Origin of the sequence: Cobetia sp. 1AS1, from assembly GCF_029846435.1 — a bacterium.
GTDB lineage: Bacteria > Pseudomonadota > Gammaproteobacteria > Pseudomonadales > Halomonadaceae > Cobetia > Cobetia amphilecti.
Genome location: NZ_JARWKU010000008.1, coordinates 84,019 through 109,186 on the forward strand (window position 1 = coordinate 84,019; position 25,168 = coordinate 109,186).

Below are 25,168 nucleotides of genomic sequence, written 5' to 3' on the forward strand. Positions count from 1 at the left end.
CGGCCTGATTGGCCCCTGCAGACAGCAAGAAGCCCGCCACGTGATCCACGTGGCGGGCTTTTCTGTCAGTGGGCGCCACTCGACATGCCGCCCCTCACGCCAACGCTTCCCACCCCGACAGCCCCAGCAGATTCACGGCAGCGTCGAGGCCGATCTGTTGCATCTCGCCCACGTTCAGCGAGTCACCCCGCAGGGCGCCCTCGATCCACAGGCCATCGACCAGCCCGTTGAGCGCGATGGTCAGATGCTGCAGCCGGGTCTCATCTTCCTGACGCCCTTCCGCCACCAGAACGTCCTCCACCAGATGACGGAACAGCTCGGTCGTTTCGCGATAGGCCTCACGGCGAATCTCGGCCATGCGAGGGTCGCCATAGGTGAGCGGCAGAAAGTTGGCCCACAGCAACAATGTCTGCGGCGTCACGATCGGCGGTGACAGATTGGCCTCAAGAAAGGCCTTCAACCTTGCATGAGGTGCCAGCTCTCGCCCTTCTATCGTGTCGGAGGCATCGGACAGCAGGCGCTCCAGAAAGCGGCGATAGGCCGCGTAGAGCATGTTGTCCTTGCCTTCGAAATAGAAGCGGATCAACCCATTCGAGACACCAGCATATTCGGCGACACGCCGCACTGTCGTGCGCGAGATTCCCTCGCTGGCAATGCAGGTCAGGGTCGCTTCGATCAGGTCATCCTCTCGGGCATTGTTGTCTCGACGACTGGCCATGGAACGTGAATTACCCCTCGCGCAGAATCGGATTGGTCAGGCAGGTGGGGCCACCTTCGCACGCCATGCACAGGGCGTCACCTTCAAAAGTGCGCACACGCACGCCGGCGGCTTCCATCACGGCACGCGTGCCGGGGAAGCCATCGATCATCACGCAATCGTTCGGCGCCAACGGCATGACATTGAGGCTCAGGCCCAGCGACTGGTGGAACTCCTCTTCCGGGGCAATCACGAAGCGGATACCGCGCGCTTTCATCAAGGTCCAGAGTGCAGCAGGGATCAACTTGGGATGTACCAGATAGGTGTCATCCGCCAGCGGCGAGATCACCGACATCAGATGCAGGCAGGCCGCCTCGCCCTCCCAGACGGGCAGGTCGAAGCCCAGCACCTCGATACCATGCGGATTGAGCAGCGCGTTGAGCTGACGCACGCCCTCCCGATTGGAGCGGAAGCCCATGCCGACGACAAGGGTGTTCTCATCCAGCCACAGGGTGTCGCCCCCCTCGATGGCCGCCTCACCTTCCAGCCGACCGATGACCGGAATACCGGCCTGCTCATAGACCTGACCATGCCGGTTCGGTTCGTCCTTGCGCAGCGGCTTGCCCATCTGGAACAGCACGGCGCCGGCACGCGTCACCACCGAGGCATCGCGGGTGAACATGGCATCTGACAGCCCGTCATTGGTGTCCTCCATCCAGACGATCTCGGCACCGCTCTCCTCCACCATCTCGACCAGGGCCTGGTACTGACTGATGGCTTTCTCGGCATTGAAGTAGTGGTTGTAATGCCAGACCGCCGGATCGGCATTGCGCAGGCTGTCGCCAGGACGACGCATCAGGACACGCGTCATTGGAGCGGCCATTGAGTGGCAACCGAACCGGGAGGAGACGGGGGTATTCGACATGGAGGAAACCTCATTTGATGGTCTGTCAGTCGCAATTGACTCGAATGTTATACAGATGCATAATTTTTATACAGATGCATAGTTTTATACAGGCACATGACTTTATGCAACTGCATAGTCAGTAGCCGAGTGCATAACAACAAGATCAATCAGAGGACTCGCGCGTGCCTCACTCTCCTGTCACCCCGATGACCGATACGAATGACGATGCCGTCATCGACATTCGCGGACTCTGGAAATCCTTTGCTGGACGCGAAGTCCTCAAGGGCATCGACCTCACTGCCCAGCGTGGTGACGTGATCTCATTGATCGGCAGCAGCGGCTCGGGCAAGTCCACCCTGCTGCGCTGCATCAACCTGCTCGAGACACCCAGCGACGGGTCCTTGCGTCTGCTGGGCGAGGACGTGGCGCTGCGGCGGCGTGGCCAGCGACTCGAGCCCGTCAATCGCCGACAGCTGCGTCTGCTGCGAGCTCGCCTGGCGATGGTCTTCCAGAACTTCAATCTCTGGCCTCACATGAGCCTCGAAGCGAACCTCATGGAAGCGCCGATGCAGGTGCTCGGTCAGTCCCGCGCAGAAGCTCGGGAGCATGCTCACCAGCTGCTGGAGCGCGTCGGGCTGTACTCCCACCGCCAGGCCAACCCGAGGACGCTTTCCGGCGGCCAACAGCAACGTGGCGCCATCGCCAGAGCCCTGGCCATGTCGCCGGAGGTGCTGCTCTTCGATGAACCGACCTCGGCACTGGACCCCGAACTTGTCGGCGAGGTGCTCGAGGTGATGCGCGACCTGGCTGCCGAAGGACGCACCATGGTCATCGTCACCCATGAGATGAAGTTCGCCGCTGACGTCGCGAACAAGGTCATCTTCCTCGACCAGGGCAACATCGAGGCCCAGGGCACCCCCGACCAGATATTCCGCTCCCCCTCTTCCGAGCGCCTCAAGCAGTTCATCGGCTCGATTACCTGAACCAGGAGAAGACCAACAATGAAAACCCTGTCCGCTATCGCATCTCTCGGCGCCATCGCCCTGACCCTGAGCACCGTAGCCCAGGCCGACGTCGTACGTGTCGGCTTCGCCAGCGAGCCCTACCCGCCGTTCGCCACCCTGGAGTCCGATGGCAGCGTGACCGGCTGGGAAGTCGATATCGCCAATGCCGTCTGCGCCGCGGCAGAGCTTGAGTGCGAGATTGTCACCTCCTCCTGGGATGGCCTGATTCCGGCGCTGACCACGCGCAAGATCGATGCGATCGCCGCTTCACTCTCCATCACCGAGCAGCGCCGCAAGGTCATCGACTTCTCGGACAAGTACTACCAGACCAGCGCTGCCGTCATGGGTGCCAAGGGCGACGAGATCGCGCCGACGCCAGAAGGACTGGCCGGCAAGACACTGGGTGTGCAGTCGGCCTCCATTCATCAGACCTATGCCAAGCGCCACTTCCCCGACACTCTAGTGCGTGAATACCAGACCCAGGATGAGGCCAATCAGGACCTGTTCGCCGGACGCATCGATGCCACCCTGGCCGACATCCTCGTGCTGGATGACTATCTGGCGAGCGACGATGGCGAACTGTGCTGTGACATGAAGGGCAATGTCGCGCACGACGAGAGCATCCTGGGGTCCGGCGTTGGATTCGGCGTGCGCAAGGGCGACAACGAGCTGCTGGAGCGCCTGAATGCCGGTATCGCCGAGATTCGTGCCAGCGGGCGTTATGACGAGATCAGCAAGCAGTACTTCGACTTCGACATCTACGGAGATTGAAGCCGCCCTCGTCTCGACTTCGCCATACCGCATGAGGAAATTGCATGGCTGACTATCGCAACATGAGCATCGGCGAGCTGCTGTCGCTGACGCCGCCGGGCTGGGGAGGCGCTCTGCTGGATGGTCTGGTGCTATCGCTGCAGGTGGCGGCGAGCGGCTATCTGATTGGCCTGGTGATCGGCATGGCGAGCGCTGCGGGCAAGATCTCGGGTGGCCCCGTCACCCGCGATCTGCTCACCGGCTATACGACGGTGATACGCGCGGTTCCCGAGCTGGTACTGATCCTGCTGGTGTATTTCGCAGCGCCCGATGCCCTGAACCATCTGGCCAGCGCCGTCGGCCTCGGCCCCCTCGAGATCAGCCCCTTCGTCGCCGGGGTGGCCGTCATCGCTCTGGTGCAGGGCGCCTATGCCACCGAGGTCATCCGCGGTGCCATCAATGCCATCCCCAAGGGAATGCATGAGGCCGCACTGGCGCATGGCATGGCGCCCTTCACCATCCTGCGCCGCATCACGCTGCCATTGTTGCTGCCAGGCGCCCTGCCAGGCCTCTCCAATCTATGGCTGATCGCGACCAAGGACACCGCACTGCTGGCGGTTGTGGGCTTCACGGAACTGACACTGGCCTCGCGACAGGCGGCCGGTTCCACCCGTCATTACCTGCTGTTCCTCGGCGCCGCGGGGGTGCTCTACCTGATCGTATCGCTTGCCTCCAACCTGCTGTTCAAGACACTGGAGCGTCGCATGGACAAGGGGGCCCACCATGGCTGAGCCCAGACTTCCGCCCCATCGCCTCATCCTGATCGCGATTGTCGTCGCCATCCTGGTGGCGATCGGCACCCAGATGCACTGGGACTGGGTCGCCCAGTACCGCGGTGAGATCGGCAAAGGCATACTGCTGACGCTCTTGCTGCTGGTCTCCACCAGTGTGGCGGGGTTCCTGCTGGCCATCCCGCTGGGGCTGGCACAGGCACGTGGGCCGCGTCCGCTGGCGTGGCTGGCGCGAGGGTTCTGCAATCTGATTCGCGGTACCCCCTTGCTGCTGCAGCTGTGGATTCTCTACTACGGACTGGGGTCTCTGTTTCCGTATATCCCCGGCTTGCGTGGCAGCTGGTTGTGGCCGGTGCTGGCAGATCCGTGGATCTACGCCTTCTGTGCATTGACCCTGTCGTTCGCGGGTTATGAAGGCGAGATCATGCGCGGCGCCTTTGCCGGCGTACCGCGCGGCGAACTTGAAGCGGCTCGCTCGCTGGGCATGTCTCCCTTCAGCATTCTTCGGCGCATCTGGCTGCCCAGAGCCGTACAACGGGTATTGCCCACGCTGAATGGCGAGCTGATCATCCAGCTCAAGGCGACGCCACTGGTCGCGACCATTTCCGCCATCGATACCTATGCCGTCTTCGGGCGTATCCGCCAGGAAACCTATATCGTCTACGAGCCGCTGCTGCTGATGGCCTTGATCTATCTCGTCATCGCGGGACTGATCACCCTCGGCTTTCGCACACTCGAGAAACGCCACGCTTCATGAGGCCTGACATGCAACGCACCCTCGATATCCTCACTCGCCTCATCGCCTTCGATACCACATCGGACCGCTCCAATCTGGCGTTGATCCACTTCGTGCGTGATCTGCTGGCCGAGCACGACATCCAGGCGACCGTGCTGCCGAATGCCGAGGGCGACAAGGCCTCACTGCTGGCGACGATAGGGCCGCCTGTCGCCGGGGGCGTGGTGCTTTCCGGTCACACCGACACCGTGCCCGTCACGGGGCAGACCTGGTCGCAGGACCCGTACCAGGCCACGCTCAAGGAGGGGCGCCTGTACGGTCGCGGCTCAGTGGACATGAAGGGCTTCATCGCGCTGTGTCTGGCGATGGTGCCGCAGTTTCTCGCATCGCCTCTCAAGCGGCCGATCCATCTCGCCTTCTCCTATGACGAAGAAAGCACCTGCATGGGCTGCCTGCCGCTGATCGACCACATGCGCGAGACACTGCCCGAGGTCGCCGCCGTCATCATCGGCGAGCCGACGCAAGGCCGCGTGGTGTCAGCGCACAAGGGCGTGCACTCCTGGCGCACGGAGGTGACGGGCGTCCCGGCCCATTCGAGCCGGCCAGATCTTGGCGTCTCGGCCACCTTCTACGCCGCGCGCATCATCTCGGAACTCGAGCGCACGGCAAACGAGCTGCGCACCAATGCCACCCGGGGAGAGCTGTTCGAGCCGCCCTATTCCACCCTGCACGTCAGCGCCATGCAGGGCGGCAATGCCCCCAATATCATTGCCAAGGACGCTCGTCTGCATTGGGAGCTGCGCAATCTGCCCAGTGACCCGCCTGACGCGGTGCGTGCACGCTTCGATGACTTCACCGCACAACTGGCTCGCGAGATGCAGCAGCATTCAGCCGACTGCCGCATCCAGACACTGGAGGACTATGCCTCGGTGCCGGCACTCACCCCGGAACCCGACGGCATGGCAGAGGCGCTGGCCTTCGCCCTGACGGGACAGAGTGAACGCTGTGGCGTCGGCTTCTGCTCGGAAGCGGGCTGGTTCCAGGATCGCGGCTTCTCCACCGTCGTGTGTGGGCCGGGCTCCATCGCGCAGGCCCACAAGGCAGACGAATACATCGAGATGGCGGAACTTGAGCGATACCGTGACTTTCTCGCGCGTCTCATGCAGCACCAGTGCGCGGATTGAGCGCTGAGATGAACGGCTTCGCCCTGACCTTGAGCCGCAAAAAAGCCCGCCACGTGATCCACGTGGCGGGCTTTTTTTGTCTATCCCTCAGGATCGAGTCAGCGTGACTCCGAGGTCTCGTGGGGCGTATCCAGCACCAGTGACTCGGCCAGCGGCGTCGGCTCCACGCCTTCAGCTCCCTCGCCCTCCTCAAGGCGCTCCAGCTTGAAGCCGACCATGGCGTAGGCCACCGCCAGCGCCAGGTTGATCAGGTTGAACAGCGCAAAGGGCAGGTAGCTCAAGGTCGCGACGCCCAGGGTAGCCGCCATGTAGGCACCGCAGCTGTTCCAGGGGATCAGCGGCGAGGTGATGGTGCCGGAGTCTTCCAGCGCGCGTGACAGGTTGACCGGCGCCAGGCGGCGGCGACGGAACTCGGCGCGATACATGCGCCCCGGCAGGATGACCGAGATGTACTGATCGCCGGTCACCACGTTGGAGGCCAGGCAGGTGCCCAGCGTGGTGATGACCAGCGAACCGGCGTTGCGTGTCGCGCCCAGAAGGCTCTGCACCAGACGCTCCAGCAGGCCGAGGCGTTCGATCACGCCGCCGAAGGTCATCGCCGACAGGATCAGCCACACGGTGTTGAGCATGCTGCTCATGCCGCCCTTGGAGAGCAGCGAGTCGATCACCTCATCACCGCTGTGGGAAACATAGCCATCGAACATCGACATCCACACGCCCTTGAGCAGCGCCATGGCGGTGGACATGTCAGTGACGCTTGCCAACCCCACCACCGCCTGCGGCTGGAAGATGACCGCGAAGACGGCGCCCAGCGCCGCGCCGATGAAGATGGCCGGAAAGGCGGGCATCTGACGCACGGCCATCACCAGCAGCACTAGGAGCGGAATCAGCAGGTGCAGGCCGATATTGAACTGCTCGCCCAGCTGGGCACGCAGATTGGCGACCTGTTCCGGCGTCTGCAGGCTGGAGACGGAGTCGTGGCCGAGCCACAGAAAGCCTGCCAGCGCGAGCAGGATGCTGGGCACGGTCGTCCACAGCATGTGACGAATATGCGCGAACAGCGTGGTGCCGGCCGCTGCCGGCGCCAGATTGGTGGTATCGGACAGCGGCGAGAGCTTGTCACCGAAGTAAGCCCCGGAAATCACCGCGCCGGCGGTGATGGCCTCGGACAGCCCCAGGCCATCGGCGATGCCGATCAGGCCGATGCCGATGGTACCGGCGACCGTCCACGAGCTGCCCACCGACAGCGCCACCAGCGCGCACAGCAGGCAGGCGGAGGCATAGAAGTACTGTGGCGCGATCACGTCCAGACCGTAGTAGATCATCGCTGGCACAGTGCCACCGAGAATCCAGGTACCGATCATCGCGCCGACCGCCAGCAGGATCAGGATCGCGCCCAGCGAGATCTGGATGCCCTTGTTGATCCCCTCTTCGATATCGCTCCAGCGATAGCCGTTCTTGAGACCGATCAGGCCCGCGATCATCGCGCCGGACAGCAGCGCGACCTGATTGGGCCCCCAGGAGGCATCGGCACCGAACAGCACCACCGCCAGCACCAGCATGGCGATGACCAGCACGATGGGAATCAGGGCATCCAGCAGAGAAGGCGGACGATAGCCGCTGTCCTCAGCAAAGTTATCAGGGTGTTGTTGCATTCAAGACACCATCTTCAAGAAATGAGGACGCCGACACGCCGCGTGGTGACGGGCATGGCAGAAGACACGGAGAATGGGGAGCAACGCCGCAGCGTCAGGCGGGGCATGCCGTCAAGGCCAGCCCCTGCGCGTGTCGCCAGGCGATCTGGGTCGCATTATATCGACCAAGGTCGAAGACCGAAACGGTCAGGGTTTCAGGCATGCGGCAAGGTCGTCGTCCATCAGGCGACCTCCACAACGCGAACGCCCCCGCCAGCAGAGCTGACAGGGGCGTTCCAGGGCGGCTTGCGAATCACGCCGTGATCATTTGCTGACCAGCTTGACGCGGGAGAAGCCGAAGCCCTCCAGCACCTCACGCAGTTCGCGGGCATTCTTCTTGAGCTCGACACGCAACGTGGAGAACTCGCGACGCAGCGGATATTCCCGTCGATAACGCACGAACCCCTCGGCATTGCCGAACCGACGCTGATAGCGACGCAGGCCCAGCGCATCGCGGCGCACGTCATAGCAGGCGCGCACGCAGAGCCCCAGCGCCTCTTCCGGCGGCGCCCAGCCCGTCAGCACCAGCTTGCGCAGCCACGGGTCCGGCTTGAGCTGACCCAGCTTGCGGCGCGCCGGCAGTCCGAAGTGACGGCAGGCCTGCTGATAGATGATCTCGGTGCCCTGCATCTTGCCATCCAGGCTATGCCCGGCGATGTGCGGCGTGGCGATGTCCACCAGTGCGGCCAGCTCGGCATCGATATCCGGCTCGTTTTCCCACACATCCAGCACGGTCAGCAGATCAGCCTGCTCCTTGAGGCGCTGCTTGAGCGCCGCGGTATCGACACAGCCACCGCGGCCGGCACTCAGCAGCACGCTGCCGGGCTTCATGGTGCGGATGCGCTCGGCATTGATCAGATGATGGGTCGGATGCTCGCCACCGGTGACCATCGGGGTGTGCACGCAGATGACATCACACTCGGCGACCAGCTCATCGAGGTCCACGAAGCGGGACTTCTCGGGGCGCTCATCGCCCTGGCCCTCAAGCGCGGCGCGCGGCGGGTCACAGACCAGCACCTCGGCACCCAGCGACTCGAGACGCTTGACCAGCCGTGACCCGACTTGCCCGGCCCCGACCACGCCGAAGCGGCGGTCCAGCTGCAGATCCAGCCCTTCCTGCTCGGCCAGATGCCACAGCGATGACAGCACGTAATCCACCACCGAGTCGGCATTGCAGCCCGGCGCGTTGGTGAAGTGGATATCGTTGGCCGCGAGCCATTCGAGATCGGCATGGTCGGTGCCGATGATCGGCGAGCCGACGAAGCGCACCCGCGTTCCTTCCAACAGCGCCTGATCCACGCGCAAGGTAGAGCGACAGATCAGCATGTCGACGTCCTTGAGGACGGCATTGGTGATCTCGCGAGTCGGCATGCAGGTCACCTCTCCCAGTTCGGAGAAGAATTCCTCTGCCAGAGGGACGTTATCGTCCACGATGATGTGCATCTGTTGCCTTTCCTTGCTGTGGCAATGAGTGTCGCTGCGGGTTCACGGGCCTGCATGAGCGCCTGAGTGACTTCACACCTTGCCGCAAGGCACGTGAAGATTACAATGGTATGCTTGCTTGCCCGCCGCCGTGCCATCTTAGGCGCACGCAACGGGCGTCACAAGCTCATGATTGAGTCCAGCCACCATCGTTTCGCCTCGGGAGTCACGCGTGATCATCCGCTGGGAAAGCCACCACGATTACGTTCTGGTCCATGTGCATCAGGACATGTTCGGCGACTGGATCGTCAGCCGCTCATGGGGCCAGATCGGCACCCAGTTCGGCGGATTGAAGCACGATCTCGCCGAAAGCCACGAGCAGGCCATGACCTGGGTCAGCGACCTCGCCCACATCCAGGCCTCACGCGGCTACACCAAGGTGCTGGAGGCCACGGCCGACAGTCCGGAAGCCGAAGACGCCATGCGCCAGATGTCGCTGCTGGAGAGTTAGTGCGCAGCCCGGTGCCGGTCACGAAAAGACCGCCGCTACCCTGAGGTAGCGGCGGTCTTTTTTCACCAGCGTCACGCGACACGTCTGCGCCGCTCAGCGCAGAAAGCGACGCCCGTTGCGCAGGGTGGAGCCCTGCGGCTCAGCGGCTGAGTCGTGCTCGGCCGGGGGCGTCATTTCGACACCCTGTTCGAGGCGCTGCTCGACGCCCTGCGCGCGCAACCACTCCGGCAACACCTCTTCGCCATCGGCCAGCGAATACTCCGCACCCGAGGCGCTCGCCAGTACAGGAATGCGCGTCGCGTAACGCTCGCTCAACTGCGTGTCGAAGGCGATCTCGACCCGCGTGAGCGTGACTTCCGCCCCCAGCGCCTGCAGCGCGGCTTCCAGCCGAGCGCACAGATGACAGCCCGCCGTGGTGTAGAGCCACAGCGGGACGCTGGCCATCGCTCAGCCCTTCACATCGCTGGCGCGACGGATGCGGAAGACGTGGTGGATATCCGGACGACGCTTGAAGTCCGGGTCCAGCAGCTTGCGCGACAGGTCTTCCACCACATGGTGCTGGCTGACGCTGTCATCCATCACGAAGCGACGATGGTTGTTGGAGAAGATCAGCGTGCCGCCCGGCGCCAGACTGGCCATCGCCAGGTCGATCAGGCGCGCGTGATCACGCTGGATATCCAGGGTGCCTTCCATCTTCTTGGAGTTGGAGAAGGTCGGCGGGTCGAGGAAGATCAGGTCGAACTCCTCGCGGGAGCGCTCCAGCCACTTCAGGCAGTCGGCACGCACCAGCTGATGGCGTTTCTCGCTGATGCCGTTGAGCTTGAAGTTCTCGCGCCCCCAGTCCAGATAGGTATTGGACATGTCGACGCTGACGCTCTCGCTGGCACCGCCCAGCACCGCATGCACGGTGGCCGTCGCGGTATAGCAGAACAGATTGAGCACCCGCTTGCCGTCCGCTTCCTTGCCCAACAGCTTGCGCACCGGACGGTGATCCAGGAACAGGCCGGTATCCAGGTAGTCCTTGAGATTCACCCACAGCCTGGCATCGCCTTCCTGCACCTCGATACGCTGACCGGAGCTGTCCTGGCGCGTGTACTGCGCCTTGCCCGCCTGACGCGTGCGTTGCTTGATATGGATATCGTTGGACGAGCAGCCCAGCACCTGCGGGATCGCCGCCAGTGCATCCATCAGGCGGCGCTGCGCCTGACTGGCATCCACGGACTTGGGCGGCGTGTATTCCTGCACGTGCACGTGACGGCCATAGATATCGATGGCCAGCGCGTACTCCGGCATGTCGGCATCGTAGAGGCGATAGCAGGTAGTTCCGCTCTGCTTGAGCCAGCGCGCCAGTGACTTCTGGTTCTTCTTGAGGCGATTGGCGAACATCTGGCCGCCCTCGCTCAGCGCGGGCTGACTGCGGGCATCTTCGGCCACGCTGTCTTCGTCGACCGCACGCTCTCGCGCCGCCACGTCGATCATCAACAGCTTGCAGTCGAGCTGACCGTTGCGGAAGGCGTACTGACGATGCGCACGCAGGCCGAGACGATGGCCGAGGTCCGGATTGCCGGTGAACATGCCCAGCGTCCAGCCGCCGAAGTGACGCTTCATGCGCTCACCGAGGCTTGCGTAGAGCGGCACCAGTGCCGGCAGCTCGCCCAGACGCTCACCGTAGGGCGGGTTGGTCATCACCAGGCCAGTGGTGGCGCCCTCGGGGCAGGTCAGCTCGGCGACGGAGGCGCCTTCCAGCTCGATCAGCGCCGGAATACCGGCACGCATGGCGTTGGAGCGCGCGGCAGAAATCGCCTGCGGGCTGTGATCGCGCCCGAACAGACGTGCGGTGACCTTGCGGCGCCCGGCAATGGCCCGCTGCTCCATCTCTTCCCACAGGCCCTTCCAGATGCGCTCGTCATGGCGCCCCCAGTGGCGGCAGGCGAAGTCCTGATTCAGCGACTGCGGCGCGATATCCGCCGCCATCAAGGCCGCTTCGATCAGCAACGTGCCGGAACCGCACATCGGGTCGACCAGGCTCTCGCCACGCGCCGCACGCGCCGGCCAGTCGGCCCGCATCAGCAGGGCCGCCGCCAGGTTTTCCTTCAGCGGCGCATGCGCGAGATCAGGACGGTAGCCACGCTGGTGCAGACTGCGCCCCACGAGGTCGATGCCCAGGGTGATGTAGCCATTGTGCAGGTGCGCGTAGATGCGCAGATCTGCATTCTTGCCATCGACGGTCGGCTTGTTGCGGCCTTCCTCGAACATCGCCTCGACGATGCCGTCCTTGACGGTCTGGGCACCGAAGAAGGTGTGCCGAATGTCTTTCCATGTTCCGTGGAAATCGACGGCGATGGACGCACGATCCGGCAATTCCATCGCCCAATCGACACCCGCACTCGCTTTGCGCAGTTGCTCGCCGGTGTCGACGCCACCCACGCGAGTGAGCAGACGAATGATGCGGTTGGCCAGTCGCGACCACAGGATGGTGCGGTAGGCGGTTTCCTGGCTACCGTTGAAGTGTACGCCAGCGACGGTCGTGCCAGTCACCTCGGCACCCAGAGCCGTCAGCTCATCGGCCAGCAGCGTTTCGATGCCACGCGGGCAGGTCGCAAACCAGGTAGAGAGCGAGTTGCTGGGCGCGCGGGGTGTAGTCGCAGAGGTCGTATCAGTCATGAATCTCTCACCGGCAGGTGCCGGACTTATTCCTGTGAGTTGGCTTCTGGCACTAGCGATATTCCTATACGGCTGTCGACAAGCCAGAGGCAGTGTTCTAAAAACTATAGGTGTAGCTGCAATTCGGAAAGGTGACACGCTATGCGAAATAGAGGATCAAGGGATACGAGCCTCATTCGGGCAGCCTACCTGTGCCGCTCAGGAGATCGGACTTCCGGCACGGCAAGGCAGTCGCTTTTTCACCATCACGCTCGAGCATATACAGGCAAGACCTTCCATCATCTCACACTCGTGACCTTTTCCGACAAGAATGGCCAACGACGCGAGGTGATGATGCACGAGGCCGGCAGTGCCCGACAGGGCATCGGCCAACTCTCTCACTCGGCATGTCCAATGGCAGGACAACCGCGGCCAGACAAGGTCTCGCCGGGTACGTCTCGCCATCACTGACACACAGTGCCGATGGGTTCTCACTTAGAGGTCATCCATGAAGAGACAGAAACGTGATCGCTTTCAGCGTGCCTATGTTCACGGCTACAAGGCTGGTGTCACCGGCCGTTCCCGTGATGATTGTCCCAGTATCGATGTCAATCTACGTGAATTCTGGATGAGCGGCTGGCGTGAAGGCCGCGGGGACCAATGGTCGGGAATGACCGGCGTCTCTGGCATCCACAAGAACCCCATGGTGCTCAGCTGAGCACCGCATGACGCCAAGGTTCATCATCCGCGACCAGGAGGTCATCCCATTTCAGGAAAGCGGCACGTCACGGAATGACACTGGCAATACGGCGCTTGGCGCCTTTCACCCCGCCGACGCAGCCTGATGCGCTGCCCAAGCGGATTCTCCGGCATCACGCCACCGGCTCCTGACATGTTACAGGGTCGGCTGGCACGTACAGAGAGGACTCGAGGTGTTCACGGTGAGTCGGTTTAGCGACATCACCCGGAAAATCCCACGGAAGTCGCCCAGCGACACGTCAAATCACCAGGGAGGTAACGCCTTATTTCTATCTTGATGACGCGCGGCACTGACAGGCAAGAGACGCAGTAGGCAATGGGGCCGACTCGCTTCACTTCCTGAAAGGCCGAGATGTTGGCGCTCGTATCGTTTCAATCGTGGTATGGCTCCAGAAGAGGAGGCGCAGCAGGCGACGGCCTGCGAGGACGACGGTCCAGCGCGGAGCACGACACGGGCAAACGTTCACCTTGACTGCATCAGCAGGTTCTTTCCAGGCCTGCTTCAACCATCCACGCACCCGATGAGCTCAAGGGGCCAACCCCCAACCGCCGTTTCTGACGGCAAAAGCGCTTCGCATCGTGCACGCTGGCTGGACATGGCAGCCAACACGACAACGGCAGATCACGCATCACTTCCGTTGTCATATCATCATTCACGCCGGTACCGAGGCCGCCTTCTGATGTCAGGAGGCGGCTTTTCTGTGTCTGCCCTTCCCCACTCGCCCCTCTCTTGAAGCGCCGTGAACGAAGGATGCCAGCATCACGCTGCGGCTGAGCCCAGCCCGGATCACACCTTGATCAGGGTATCGGCCTTCTCGAGTGCGCGCGCACACTCGCCGACCAATGCCGGGCCACGATAGATCAGCCCGGAATACAGCTGCACCAGATCCGCCCCCGCGGCAATCTTCTCGCGTGCACTCTCGCCATCGGTGATACCGCCCACACCGATGATCGGCATGTTCGGCAGCGCTTCACGCAGGCCACGAATCACGCGCGTCGACGATTCACGCACCGGGGCGCCGGAAAGTCCGCCCGCCTCCTGCGCATGCGGACTACCCGCGACCGCCGTGCGCTCGATGGTGGTGTTGGTGGCGATGACGCCATCGATGCCGTTGTCCGCCAGCGCCCGCGCCACGAACAGGATTTCCTCGCTGTCCATGTCGGGCGCGATCTTGATCACCAGCGGCACCTTCCTGCCGCGCTCGGCATCGAGCTGATCGCAACGTTGGCGAAGCCCGGCCAGCAGCTGGCTGAGATGATCACCGAACTGCAGATTGCGCAGCCCCGGGGTATTGGGCGACGAGATATTGGCGGTGATGTAGTCGGCATGCGCATGCACGGCATCGAGGCAGACCAGATAGTCGCTCAATGCATCATCCACCGCCGTGGTCAGGTTCTTGCCGATGTTGATCCCCAGCACGACACCAAAGGCAGCACGCGCCTGGCTGGCCTTGACCTTGCCTACCAGATGCTCGACCCCGGCATTGTTGAAGCCCATGCGGTTGATGATCGCCTGATGCTCCGGCAACCGGAACAGACGCGGCTTCGGATTGCCGTCCTGACCTTTCGGCGTCACCGTGCCGACCTCCACGAAGCCGAAGCCCAGAGCGGCAAGCGCATCGAGGTGATCGGCATTCTTGTCGAGACCTGCCGCCAGGCCAACGCGATTGGGGAATTCGAGCCCCATCAGCGAGACCGGATCACGCGGCGCTTCACCGCCCAGACCGCGCGCCATGCCGAGGCGATGTGCCATGTCCAGCGCACTCAGCGTCACACCATGAGCTGTTTCCGGGTCGAGCTTGAAGAGAAGCGAGCGAGCAAACGAGTACATGATGATCTCCAGACAGCGGGCGGCAGGGTCGTGACGACAGCATAGCTGGGCGCGAAGTATACCCGAAGCCCGCGGGGACAGACACTGCGCGCCGGAACGCTCGCGCTGCTGTCGATAGCATTGCTCATGCTCAGGGCAACAAAAAAGGGCGACCCGCTGGGCCGCCCTTGTGTCACACCCGACTATGTCGGAGTCATGCCCTGCAGATCACTTCACGTCGAGCTGCTGCACGCGCACGGTGTAGTTGTTGACGCCCTGCATGGAGGAGCCGAACTTCTGACCGCTGACCCAGACGGTGTAACGCCCCGGTTCCAGCACGGTCTTGAGGTGGAAGTCGCCCTGGAAGCCTTCGCCCTTGTCGCTGGCGACGGTGTTGCCACTCTCGTCCAGCAGGCGCATCTGCAGCTTGTAGGTACCTTCGCTGCCCGGGAAGGTCTCGCTGTCGATGGTCACGGTGCCACGGTCCGCAACATCGAAGGTCATGACCTCGCCCTTCTCGAGAATGCGCACATCGGTGACGATCTCGTCGAAACGACGATCCGGCTCCGCTTCGGCCTCGGTTTCCGTCACGGCTGCACTGCCAGTAGCAGCAGCGGTCGTGGCAGCAGCGGCAGACGTCTGGGCTGCTGCAGTCGCGGCTGCCGAAGTCGTAGCGGCGGCGCCTGTGGCGGAAGCGCCTTCAGCTGCCGCATTGCCTGTCTCGGCAGCCTTTTTCTCGCGGGCGGCCTGTTCGGCGGCGGCAACGGTGGCCGGCTTGATGGTCGCGACTTCATCGTTGGCATCGACGAAGGCGGTGCGACGGCCATCGCCATCGGTGTCGAGGAAGACCAGGCCGTTGCCGGTCTCGATGCCGCTTTCCTCGGCAGACAGCTTCTCGCCACTCTCGCTCAGGCCTGCGACGTTGATTTCATAGGTGTTGCCGCCCGACTTGCCAGCCCCCAGCTTGTCGGCGCGCACACGCAGCTTGTAGACGCCCGGCTCAAGCTCGGTATTCATGTTCAAGCCATCAGAGGCCCTGTCACCTTCTGCAGTGGCCACGACCTCGCCCTGCTCACTCTCGAGCGTGGCCTTCATGGTGTAGGGGTCGGTCACATCGAAACTGGCGACGCCATCGATTTCGTAACGCCCGGCTTCCTTGATAGTGAACTGGTGCACGCTGGTGCCGCCGAACAGGAAGTTCTGGCTGTGGGCATCACTGCGCGGCTTGAGGAACTTGGAGATGTCCAGCTTGCCTGCCGCTTCTTCTGCACGCTGCTGAGCGGGGCTGCCATCGGCCAGCACGGCCTGGGATGCCAGAGTGGACAGGCCGAGCGCGAGGGCGCAGGCGAGGGGTAATGCACGATGTGACATGGTGTCTCTGCCTTGTTGTACTGATGCTTTGAAAACAGAAGCCTCCAGCGAGCGCCGCAGCGACTCCGAGACTTGAAATGAGGGTCTGAAAATCAAGGACTGAAAACAGGGTCTGCAGAAAAGGATGCAACCATCAGGGCCTGTATCAGTCTCTGCACTGGTCGCCATTCAGCATACCAGACAGCTGACGACAGTTACCTTACCGCAGGCTTCAGCTATCACTTTTTTATTCATTCCCGACATGAAAAAGCCCTCACCAATGGTGAGGGCTTCTATCAGCGAGTCATCAGCTACTCGCCACTTGCGTCAGCCTCTTGCTGCCTCCGAGGCCGAAAGCATCAGGCTTCGCGCTTGGACTCGGCCAGATCGACCAGCTCGCGCAGGGCGACCGCGAACAGCGGGAAGCTCAGCTGAGCACCGCCCTTCATCTCGCCGAGCAGTGAGCACCAGCGGCTGACCAGACTCTCATGGCTGGCCATCCAGCTGTCGACACGCTCATCGATCTCGCGCGGTGCGTTGTCCTGCTTGAGCACGCTGACGGTCAGTGCCAGCTGCTGACGATCGAGATCGTCACGGAAGCTTTCACGTGCCTGCGCCTGCCAGCTGTCCTGCACCTCAAGGCCGTTGATCTTGTCACCGACCCACGGCAGCTCCAGACGATGGCCGATGCCGTAGAAGGCTTCTGCCACGCGATTGATCTTCTCGCCGGTCGCCTTGGCCGCCTCGATGATGCCAAGCCCTGCATAGAGGCTTGAGGTCGCGGCGATGGTGCTGGCCAGGGCCTCCGGCACGCCTGCCTCGACATAGCTGTCGCGACGCGCTTCCCAGTTCTCGCGAGCCTCGCCCTTGAGACGCTCACCGATGCTCTCGGAGAGCTGGGCCAGACGCGGTGCGAAGTGGCCGATGCATTCCTTGACGCTCATGGAGCTGCGCTGACGCAGGAACCAGCGAGTGGCACGACGCATCAGGCGCATCAGGTCGCCCATCATGCGGTACTGCAGTTCTGCCGGCACCTGGTGATCGAGGGCCTCGATCTGGGTCCACAGCGCTTCCAGATTGAAGCTGTCACGCGCCACGATGTAGGCACGCGCGATTTCCGCCTTGTCGGCACCAGTGGTGTCTTCCAGGCGACGCACGAAGGCGATGCCCATGTGGTCGACCAGGTCATTGGCAATCTGGGTCGCGGCGATTTCACGCTTCAGACGGTGCTGGTACATCTCTTCCGGGAAGCGCTCCATCAGCACGCGCGGGAAGGCGCGCTCGAGGTGCTGCTGCACGTAGCTGTCGTCCGGCACGTCAGAGGCGATCAAGCTGGTCTTGAGATCGCTCTTGGCGTAGGAGACCAGCACGGACAGTTCCGGCAGGGTCAGGGCTTCACCGGCGTTGGAACGCTCGATCAGCGCTTCATCGGACGGCAGGAACTCGAGTTCACGGTCCAGGGTGCCGGCCGCTTCCAGCTCATTGATGAAGCGACGGAAGACACCCATGCCTTCCTTGGACTGCTGCTCGGAGAGCGACAGTGCCTGGGTCTGGCGATAGTTGTCCTTGATCACCAGCTCGCCGACTTCGTCGGTCATCTCGGCCAGCTGCTGGTTGCGCTGCTTGTCGGTCAGATCACCGCGGGCGACGATGTCGTCCAGCAGGATCTTGATGTTGACCTCGTGATCCGAGCAGTTCACGCCGCCGGCATTGTCGATGAAGTCGGTGTTGACGCGCACGCCCTGCTGGGCCGCGGCTTCCATGCGGCCACGCTGGGTCAGACCCAGATTGCCGCCTTCGCCCACCACCTTGCAGCGCAGCTCACGGCCGTCGATACGCAGGCCATCGTTGGCCTTGTCACCGACATCGGCATGGGACTCGCTGGACGCCTTGACGTAGGTCCCGATACCGCCGTTCCAGATCAGGTCGACCTGCGCCTTGAGCATCGCGTTGATCAGCTCGTTGGGCGCCAGATGGTCGGCACTGATGTCGAAGACTTCCTTCATCTGCGGGCTGATGGCGATGGTCTTGGCATCACGCGAGAACAGACCGCCGCCTTCGCTGATCAGGCTCTTGTCGTAGTCGTCCCAGCTGGAACGCGGCAGACGGAACAGACGCTCGCGCTCGGCGAAGCTCTTCGCGGTGTCCGGGTTCGGATCGACGAAGATGTTGCGGTGGTTGAAGGCACCGACCAGGCGGATCTTCTCGGACAGCAGCATGCCGTTGCCGAAGACGTCACCGGCCATGTCACCGATACCGACCACGCTGAACTCGTCTTCCTGGATGTTGATGCCCATCTCGCGGAAGTGACGCTGCACGCTGACCCAGGCGCCCTTGGCGGTGATGCCCATGCCCTTGTGGTCGTAACCGTTGGCGCCACCGGAGGCGAAGGCATCGCCCAGCCAGAAGCCATACTCGTTGGAGATGGCGTTGGCGATGTCGGAGAAGGTTGCGGTGCCCTTGTCGGCCGCGACGACCATGTAGGGGTCGTCTTCGTCGTAACGCACGACGGCCGTCGGGGCCACCACGTCACCGCCGGACAGGTTGTCGGTGATGTCGAGCAGTGCGCGGATGAAGATCTGGTAGCAGGCGATACCTTCCTTCTGGATCACGTCGCGGTCGGTGGTTTCCGGCATGCGCTTGCAGACGAAACCGCCCTTGGCGCCGACCGGCACGATGACCGCGTTCTTGACCTGCTGCGCCTTGACCAGACCCAGCACCTCGGTGCGGAAATCTTCATGACGGTCAGACCAGCGCAGACCACCACGTGCGACCTTGCCGCCACGCAGGTGAACACCTTCGACGCGCGGCGAGTAGACGAAGATCTCGAACATCGGGCGCGGCTTCGGCACGTCAGGAATGCTGCGCGTGTCGAGCTTGAAGCTGATGTAGTCCTTGGCCTGACCATCTTCTGCCGGCTGGAAGAAGTTGGTGCGCAGCGTCGCCATCATCAGGTCGACGTAGCGACGCAGCAGGCGGTCGTCGTTCAGGCTGGAGACCTGGTCGAGCAGACCATTGATGCGCTCACGGCAGGCGTTGACGTCATCCTCGCCACCCTGACCCTGCGGGTCGAAGCGCAGGTTGAACAGCTGCACCAGCTCGCGAGTGATGTCCGGATGGCTGCCCAGCGCATTGGCGATGTAGGCCTGGGAGAGACCGAAGCGGATCTGCTTGAGGTAACGCGCGTAGGCACGCAGCATCGCCACTTCACGCCAGTCCAGGCCAGAGCCGATGATCAGGCGGTTGAAGGCATCGGATTCGGCTTCGCCGGACCAGATCTTCTTGAAGGCTTCGATGAAGCTCTCGCGCACTTCGGAGAGTTCGACCGCGCCCTTGCCGTGATGCTCGAGGTCGAAATCGTGCACCCAGCAGGAGGAATCGGTGCGGGTGATCTCGTAGGGACGCTCACCGATGACACGCAGACCGAGGTTTTCCAGCACCGGCAGCACGTCGGAAAGCGGAATCGGCTGATGCTTGTGGAACAGCTTCAGGTTGACGCCGGAGTTGTCGTCCTCGACCAGACGATAGGTACTCAGGCCGACCGCCTGGCCTTCGTCCAGCGCACGCAGGTGGCCCACGTCATAGACGGCGGTGCGCGGCGAGAAGTCGTCACGGTAGCTGCCCGGGAAGGCATCACGGTAGCGAGTCATCAGCTCGTTGGCCTGCTCTTCACCGAAGCCTTCGACCATGGCGGCGTGCAGCTCGTCGCGCCAGCTGCGGGCCAGCTGAGCGATCTTGTTCTCCAGCGCGCGCATGTCGTACTGGCCCGGCTCATCGCCCTTGAAGCGCAGGATGAACTGGATACGCGTCAGCACGGACTCGGACAGATACGGCGTGAAGTCACCGAAGGTGGCGTTCAGCTCTTCACACAGCAGATTCTGGATGCGCACACGCAGGTCGGTGGAATAGACGTCGCGCGGCACGAACACCAGTACCGAGAAGAACTTGCCGAAGCGGTCTTCACGCACGATCAGACGCACGCGACGACGCTCACGGATGTTGAGGATGCTGGTGGCGGTACGGGTCAGCTCGTCCGTGGAGATCTGGAAGAGGTCATCACGCGGATAGACTTCCAGAATCTGCAGCAGGTGCTTGCCGTTGTGGCCCTTCGGGTTGACGCCGGCGGCTTCCATGACGTCCTGCACCTTGCGACGCAGAATCGGCACGTTGCGCGGGCTCTGGTTGTACACCGTGGAGGTGTAGAGCCCCAGGAAGCGGCGCTCGCCGATCACGCGGCCTTCTTCATCGAAGCGCTCGACGGTGATGTAGTCCGGGTAGGCCGGACGGTGCACGCGGGCGTGGAAGGCACTCTTGGCGAAGGACAGCAGTTCCGGAATCAGCACGTACTGATCGCTGTTGACGCTCTGCTGGTGACGGGACTGCTCGTGATAGCGCTCAAGGTCCAGCTTGAGCACACCAAGCTCGGAGCCTTCGACCTTGTTCAGCACGCGCGTGCCGTCTTCCTGCTCGTCGACGGTGTACTCGTCATAGCCCAGGAAAGTGAAGTGGTCGTTGCCCATCCACTGCATGAAGTCGCAGGCTTCCTGATGGTCAGCCTCGGAGACGGTCGGCGGACGGTTGTCACGCAGTTCCTGCAGCGCCTGGGCGCCCTGGCTGCGCATGGCGTCGAAGTCAGCGACGGCAACGCGCACTTCGGCCAGCACTTCACGCAGGCTGGTCTCGAGGTCTTCCAGCGTCTCGGCGTCGTTGTGACGATCGACCTCGATGTAGATCAGCGACTCGCGGTGCTGCGGGGCGTTCTCGGCACGCGGTGCCGTCACGCGCTCCAGCTGGCCGGCATCATCACGTGCAACGGCCAGCACGGCGTTGTGGATGGCGTGAACGGTGATGCCACGACGGTTGAGCTCGATACGCACGGAATCGACCAGGAACGGCATGTCCGGGTGCAGCACTTCGATGATGGTGTGCGTCGACTGCCAGCCATGCTTCTCGAAGTCCGGGTTGTAGGCACGCACCTTGGGAGCCTCGAGGCTCTGCAGGAAGTGCCATACGGCCAGGGTGGAACCGTAGAGGTCATCCAGCTTGCGCTCGGCCATGTCCTCGAAGGAGGCCGTTGCGTGATAGTCGCGCGCAAACGCCGCGATCACGTCCACCTTCTCCTTGGGAAGTCGCTTGTCCAGCTGCTCTTCGAGCTGCGCAAGAAATTCCTGCTTGCCGTCCGTCGCCACGTGTAGCATCAATCACCTCGACTGACCTGATGGATGTATCAGGGAAAATAGTCATAGAGAGTCTGCGCCGGCCAAAAAGGCGTTGCAGCACAGACTCATGCAGTGCATCACAGACTAGCGCAGTCTGCGCCTCTGCCCCATGCCTGTTCCATATTGGTCATGCAGCATTACATCTGTGCATCGGGTATTGACTTGGCGGTCCGCACATGAAACGAAAGTCTAATTCGAGTGACTGTCATGTGCGCAAAAAAGCCCCGTCGTCCCCTACCTGACAGGTAGATGACGACGGGGCTCTGGTTTTTCAAACGATTGGCGCGATACCTCGTTCATGCAGGCGTGACATCGGCTGTCGGTGTGAAGATGCGCTTATCTGCGAACCAGATAGACACCGCATTCGAGGTGGTCGGTATACGGGAACTGATCGAACAGCGCGAAGCGTTCGATACGATGCGTGCGGCACAGTACCTCAAGGTTGTCGATCAGCGTCTGCGGGTTGCAGGAGATATAGACGATGCGCTCGTAGCGCGCGGTCTGCTCGCAGCTGTCGGCATCGAGGCCGGCACGCGGCGGATCGACCAGCACGGTGCGGAAGTCGTGGTTGTCGAGGTCCATCTCCGCGACACGACGACCTGCCTTCTCGCCCGCCAGCGCCAGTGAGAAGTCCTCGGCCGACATGCGCGCCACCTGGGCATTGTCGATGGCGTTGGCCGCCAGGTTGACCTGCGCCGAGGCCACGGAAGTGCGCGAGATCTCGGTGGCCAGCACGCGGCGGAAGTTCTCGGCCAGCGCGATGGTGAAGTTGCCGTTGCCGCAGTAGAGCTCGACCAGATCGCCCTGCTCACGGCCTTCCGCCTGCGCCTTGTCAGGATGGGTCACGTCTCGTGCCCAGCTGAGCATCGAGCGGCAGATCTCGGCATTGGGCTGGGTGAAGCTGTTCTCGACCTGCTGATAGACGTACTCGCGGCCATCGACCTCGAGACGCTCGAAGACGTGATCGCGCGTCAGCACGATATGCTGCTTGCGCGAACGCCCGATGATCATGATGTCGAGCTCTTCTTCCAGCGCGCGTGCCTCGGCTTCCCAGTCTTCGCCGAGCTTGCGATGGTAGATCAGCGTGACCAGTGCCTCGCCGCTCAGGGTGGTGAGGAACTCGCACTGGAACAGACGCTCGCGCAGCACCGGGCTTGCCTTGAGGCGCTCACGCAGCAGCGGCATCAACTCATTGATGCGCTGGCTGGCGACCGGGAAGTCGTCCATGCGCACGACCGTCTTCTTCTTGTTGCCCTCGTCGTCGAACTCGACCTCGAACATCGCGTAATAGAGGTCATCATCCTCGTGCCAGATGCGGAACTCGCAACGCATGCGGTAATGGCTGGGCGGCGAGGGAAATACCTCGAGTTCCGGCGCATCGAAGGCAGCGAAACGTGCGCGGGTCTGCTCGGCCTTCTCGGCGAGCTGCTGTTCATACTGACTGGGATCGACGACGGCGATGGCCACACTGACTCCTGCCTGCGGGCATACCGCAGCACTGAAACGATGAGCAAAAAGACGCGGGGACGTCATGGTGAACCATGCCGATCACGTCCATTCAAAGGTTGGGCGCGCTAGCCTACCATCGGCAGCGCGAAGCTCAAGCGCCAAATGGCGGGCCAAGGCGGGAGCAGGCAGGTGCAAGAGGGCCGTGAGAGTCAACGCCCCTGCTCCTCAGTCGTCGAACGACAGCGCCTGCGGCGCGGCGAAACCCTGACTGGCCAGCGCCGTGGCCAGCCCCGGCTGCCGGGCATCCGTCGCCAGCGCCAGGTGCTCATGCGGTGCTGGTTGAACTGCTTGAGCGACTTGCTGTTCAGCCTCTTGCGCCGCAGCGCCAAGCGCCAGCACCTCCGCCACGCGGCGAGCGATTGCCGCGCCGGAATCCACCAGCGCCACCCGAGACTCGCCCAGCACCTGCGAGATGTCGGCGCCGAGCAGCGGGAAATGCGTGCAGCCGAGAATCACCACTTCCAGCGCCTCGACCGCCGCCAGATCAGCCAGACTGGCTGCCACCACCTCGGGGCGCGCCGGCTCACCGCGCAGACGCCGCTCGGCCTCCGCGACCAGCGGATCGGCGGCGACGCGAATCACGCGACAGTCGGCAGCGAAGTCACGGATCAGCTGCTCGGTGTAGGCGCGACGCACCGTGGCGGACGTCGCCAGCAACGCGAAGACCGGCGGCTCGCACTTCTCACGACGTGCTGCGCTCTGGCGCGCACGTGCCAACGCCGCCGCCGGCTTGATGGCGGGCACGGTGCCGATCACCGGAATCGACAGCGCTTCGCGCAGCGCCGTCAGCGCCAGAGTGCTGGCGGTATTGCAGGCGACCACCAACGCCCGTGCCCCGCTTGCCTCGACGGCCGCCACGCACACCTGAACGATGCGCGGTATCAACCAGTCATCCGGCTTGGTGCCATAGGGCAACGCGGCGTTGTCACAGACATAGGCCAGCGACAGCTGCGGCCACTGACGGCGGATCTCGGCGGCGACGGACAGCCCGCCGACACCGGAATCGAAGACCAGCACCGGGGCGGAAGAACGGGAAGCGAAGGCAGGCGTGTCGCCTGGGCGGGCAGGACTCATCGGCAGATACCGCTGGCGACAATCATCATGGAGACGGGCGACTCGAACAGACGGGACAAGGGCGCGGAGTCTATCACGGCCGCAGACCCGGCTTCACAGCCTCGAGCGGTGACAGATCGTTCTGCCCGGCATCATTCACGGCCGCGGTATCGCGGACGGCTGTCGATGACGTGGCGAGCACGTCGGGCATCATCGTATGGCCAATCCGCGCGAAGTGCTCACACAGCACCTCGATCAATGCCCGCAGGCGTGCCGGCTGCATGTCGCGCTCGGCATAGACCAGATGGATATCCACCGGCGCGCACCAGTAGTCGACAAGCAGCGGCACCAGGCGGCCATTGCCGACGTCATTGGCCACCAGGAAATCCGGTTTGCAGGTGATGCCGATGCCCTGGGCAGCGGCCTCGACCAGCCCGCGCCCGCTGTAACAGCTGAAGGTCGGCGACAGGCGGATCTTGCGTGGCCGCCCGTCGACCATGAAACTCCACACCGGCCCTTCACGCTGCTGGGCGTAATTCAGGCAGCGGTGATGGGCGAGGTCTTCCGGCACCTCGGGCGTGCCATTCTCGGCCAGGTAACCGGGGCTGGCATAGACCCCGACCTGGGTGCCCGCCAGCCGGCGCGCGATCAGACTGGAATCAGACAGCGCACCGGCGCGAATCACCAGATCATAATCCTCGGCCATGAGATCGACATGGCGATCCTCCAGGCGCAGATCGAGCTCGACATAGGGGTAGGTCTGGCGAAAATGCGCCAGGGCCGGCATCAGGCACTGGATGCTGAAATCCATCGGCGCCGACATCTTCAAGCGCCCCCGAACCTCGCCCTGACGCTCGCCAAGACTGTCTTCCAGCGCCTGAAGGTCATTGAGCACACGACAGGCCCCCGCCAGGTAATGCTCGCCCTCGGCGGTCAGCTGCAGACTGCGCGTGGTGCGCATCAGCAGGCGAACGCCCAGCTCGGCTTCCAGGCGCGAGATCTGCTTGCTGACCATGCCGTTGGATAGTCCCAGCTGACGAGCACCGCCCGCAAAACTGCCCTCCTCTACCACGGCGCGAAACACCTGCATGGCAGTGAGTCTATCCATCGTGCGATCCCCTTTGCGATC

At 63.1% G+C, this 25,168-nt stretch carries 19 protein-coding genes; 7 read left to right on the forward strand and 12 right to left on the reverse strand.

Features of this window, described 5'->3' with window-relative positions; all coding sequences use genetic code 11:
• Nucleotides 1-94: 94 nt before the first annotated feature.
• Complete coding sequence (locus QD280_RS13305; protein ID WP_043334296.1) at nucleotides 95-718, reverse strand: TetR family transcriptional regulator C-terminal domain-containing protein; 624 nt, start codon at nucleotides 716-718, stop codon at nucleotides 95-97.
• A gap of 10 nt (nucleotides 719-728) precedes the next feature.
• Complete coding sequence (locus QD280_RS13310; protein ID WP_225996293.1) at nucleotides 729-1,622, reverse strand: arginine deiminase family protein; 894 nt, start codon at nucleotides 1,620-1,622, stop codon at nucleotides 729-731.
• Nucleotides 1,623-1,810: 188 nt separating this feature from the next.
• Here QD280_RS13310 and QD280_RS13315 point away from each other — a divergent pair, with 188 nt between their 5' ends.
• The 5 genes from QD280_RS13315 to argE are packed head-to-tail and all read left to right on the forward strand — an operon-like array spanning nucleotide 1,811 to nucleotide 6,069.
• The gene (locus QD280_RS13315) at nucleotides 1,811-2,587 is read left to right on the forward strand and encodes an amino acid ABC transporter ATP-binding protein (RefSeq protein WP_043334298.1); all 777 of its coding nucleotides are present in this window, start codon (nucleotides 1,811-1,813) and stop codon (nucleotides 2,585-2,587) included.
• Nucleotides 2,588-2,605: 18 nt separating this feature from the next.
• Nucleotides 2,606-3,379, forward strand: coding sequence for a transporter substrate-binding domain-containing protein (locus tag QD280_RS13320; RefSeq protein WP_279839597.1), 774 nt, complete (start codon nucleotides 2,606-2,608; stop codon nucleotides 3,377-3,379).
• A 44-nt stretch (nucleotides 3,380-3,423) separates the two neighbouring features.
• A complete protein-coding gene (locus tag QD280_RS13325) occupies nucleotides 3,424-4,149 on the forward strand; it encodes an ABC transporter permease subunit (RefSeq protein WP_279839598.1) in 726 nt (241 codons plus the stop codon).
• Nucleotides 4,142-4,906, forward strand: coding sequence for an ABC transporter permease subunit (locus tag QD280_RS13330; RefSeq protein ID WP_216061252.1), 765 nt, complete (start codon nucleotides 4,142-4,144; stop codon nucleotides 4,904-4,906). The genes QD280_RS13325 and QD280_RS13330 overlap by 8 nt, the downstream gene beginning before the upstream one ends.
• Before the next feature lie 8 nt (nucleotides 4,907-4,914).
• Nucleotides 4,915-6,069, forward strand: a complete 1,155-nt coding sequence (gene argE / locus QD280_RS13335) for an acetylornithine deacetylase (RefSeq protein WP_279839600.1) — start codon at nucleotides 4,915-4,917, stop codon at nucleotides 6,067-6,069.
• A 98-nt stretch (nucleotides 6,070-6,167) separates the two neighbouring features.
• On the opposite strand, the gene nhaC is transcribed toward argE, so the two are convergent.
• Nucleotides 6,168-7,724 carry a Na+/H+ antiporter NhaC gene (nhaC, locus tag QD280_RS13340; protein WP_279839602.1) on the reverse strand — a complete coding sequence of 519 codons (1,557 nt, stop codon included), beginning with the start codon at nucleotides 7,722-7,724 and terminating at the stop codon, nucleotides 6,168-6,170.
• Nucleotides 7,725-8,027: 303 nt separating this feature from the next.
• The gene (pdxB, locus tag QD280_RS13345) at nucleotides 8,028-9,206 is read right to left on the reverse strand and encodes a 4-phosphoerythronate dehydrogenase PdxB (RefSeq protein WP_279839605.1); all 1,179 of its coding nucleotides are present in this window, start codon (nucleotides 9,204-9,206) and stop codon (nucleotides 8,028-8,030) included.
• A 211-nt stretch (nucleotides 9,207-9,417) separates the two neighbouring features.
• On the opposite strand from pdxB, the gene QD280_RS13350 reads away from it, so the two are divergent.
• Nucleotides 9,418-9,696, forward strand: a complete 279-nt coding sequence (locus QD280_RS13350) for a WGR domain-containing protein (RefSeq protein ID WP_043334304.1) — start codon at nucleotides 9,418-9,420, stop codon at nucleotides 9,694-9,696.
• A 93-nt stretch (nucleotides 9,697-9,789) separates the two neighbouring features.
• Here the strand turns inward: QD280_RS13350 and QD280_RS13355 are convergent, their stop codons facing one another.
• Together QD280_RS13355 and rlmKL are read right to left on the reverse strand one after the other, a co-directional pair.
• Nucleotides 9,790-10,140, reverse strand: coding sequence for a glutaredoxin family protein (locus tag QD280_RS13355; protein ID WP_279839607.1), 351 nt, complete (start codon nucleotides 10,138-10,140; stop codon nucleotides 9,790-9,792).
• Nucleotides 10,141-10,143: 3 nt separating this feature from the next.
• Nucleotides 10,144-12,360 carry a bifunctional 23S rRNA (guanine(2069)-N(7))-methyltransferase RlmK/23S rRNA (guanine(2445)-N(2))-methyltransferase RlmL gene (rlmKL, locus tag QD280_RS13360; protein WP_279839609.1) on the reverse strand — a complete coding sequence of 739 codons (2,217 nt, stop codon included), beginning with the start codon at nucleotides 12,358-12,360 and terminating at the stop codon, nucleotides 10,144-10,146.
• Nucleotides 12,361-12,847: 487 nt separating this feature from the next.
• On the opposite strand from rlmKL, the gene rmf reads away from it, so the two are divergent.
• Nucleotides 12,848-13,057 (forward strand): ribosome modulation factor, encoded by a 210-nt coding sequence (gene rmf, locus QD280_RS13365; RefSeq protein WP_043334308.1) that lies wholly within the window; start codon nucleotides 12,848-12,850, stop codon nucleotides 13,055-13,057.
• Between the two features lie 828 nt (nucleotides 13,058-13,885).
• Here the strand turns inward: rmf and QD280_RS13370 are convergent.
• The 6 genes from QD280_RS13370 to QD280_RS13395 all read right to left on the reverse strand — a co-directional run bounded on the left by QD280_RS13370 (nucleotide 13,886) and on the right by QD280_RS13395 (nucleotide 25,147).
• Nucleotides 13,886-14,929: a quinone-dependent dihydroorotate dehydrogenase gene (locus tag QD280_RS13370; RefSeq protein ID WP_192837426.1), complete on the reverse strand. Its 1,044-nt coding sequence runs from the start codon at nucleotides 14,927-14,929 to the stop codon at nucleotides 13,886-13,888.
• Between the two features lie 207 nt (nucleotides 14,930-15,136).
• On the reverse strand, nucleotides 15,137-16,279 hold the full coding sequence (locus tag QD280_RS13375) for a hypothetical protein (RefSeq protein WP_279839611.1): 1,143 nt from the start codon (nucleotides 16,277-16,279) through the stop codon (nucleotides 15,137-15,139).
• 338 nt (nucleotides 16,280-16,617) lie between these two features.
• The gene (locus QD280_RS13380) at nucleotides 16,618-21,456 is read right to left on the reverse strand and encodes an NAD-glutamate dehydrogenase (protein WP_279839612.1); all 4,839 of its coding nucleotides are present in this window, start codon (nucleotides 21,454-21,456) and stop codon (nucleotides 16,618-16,620) included.
• 357 nt (nucleotides 21,457-21,813) lie between these two features.
• Nucleotides 21,814-22,944: a tRNA (uridine(54)-C5)-methyltransferase TrmA gene (gene trmA / locus QD280_RS13385; protein ID WP_054555653.1), complete on the reverse strand. Its 1,131-nt coding sequence runs from the start codon at nucleotides 22,942-22,944 to the stop codon at nucleotides 21,814-21,816.
• Nucleotides 22,945-23,151: 207 nt separating this feature from the next.
• Nucleotides 23,152-24,060 (reverse strand): glutamate racemase, encoded by a 909-nt coding sequence (murI, locus tag QD280_RS13390; protein WP_279839613.1) that lies wholly within the window; start codon nucleotides 24,058-24,060, stop codon nucleotides 23,152-23,154.
• Nucleotides 24,061-24,133: 73 nt separating this feature from the next.
• Nucleotides 24,134-25,147, reverse strand: a complete 1,014-nt coding sequence (locus tag QD280_RS13395; protein WP_279839614.1) for a LysR family transcriptional regulator — start codon at nucleotides 25,145-25,147, stop codon at nucleotides 24,134-24,136.
• Nucleotides 25,148-25,168: the final 21 nt, after the last annotated feature.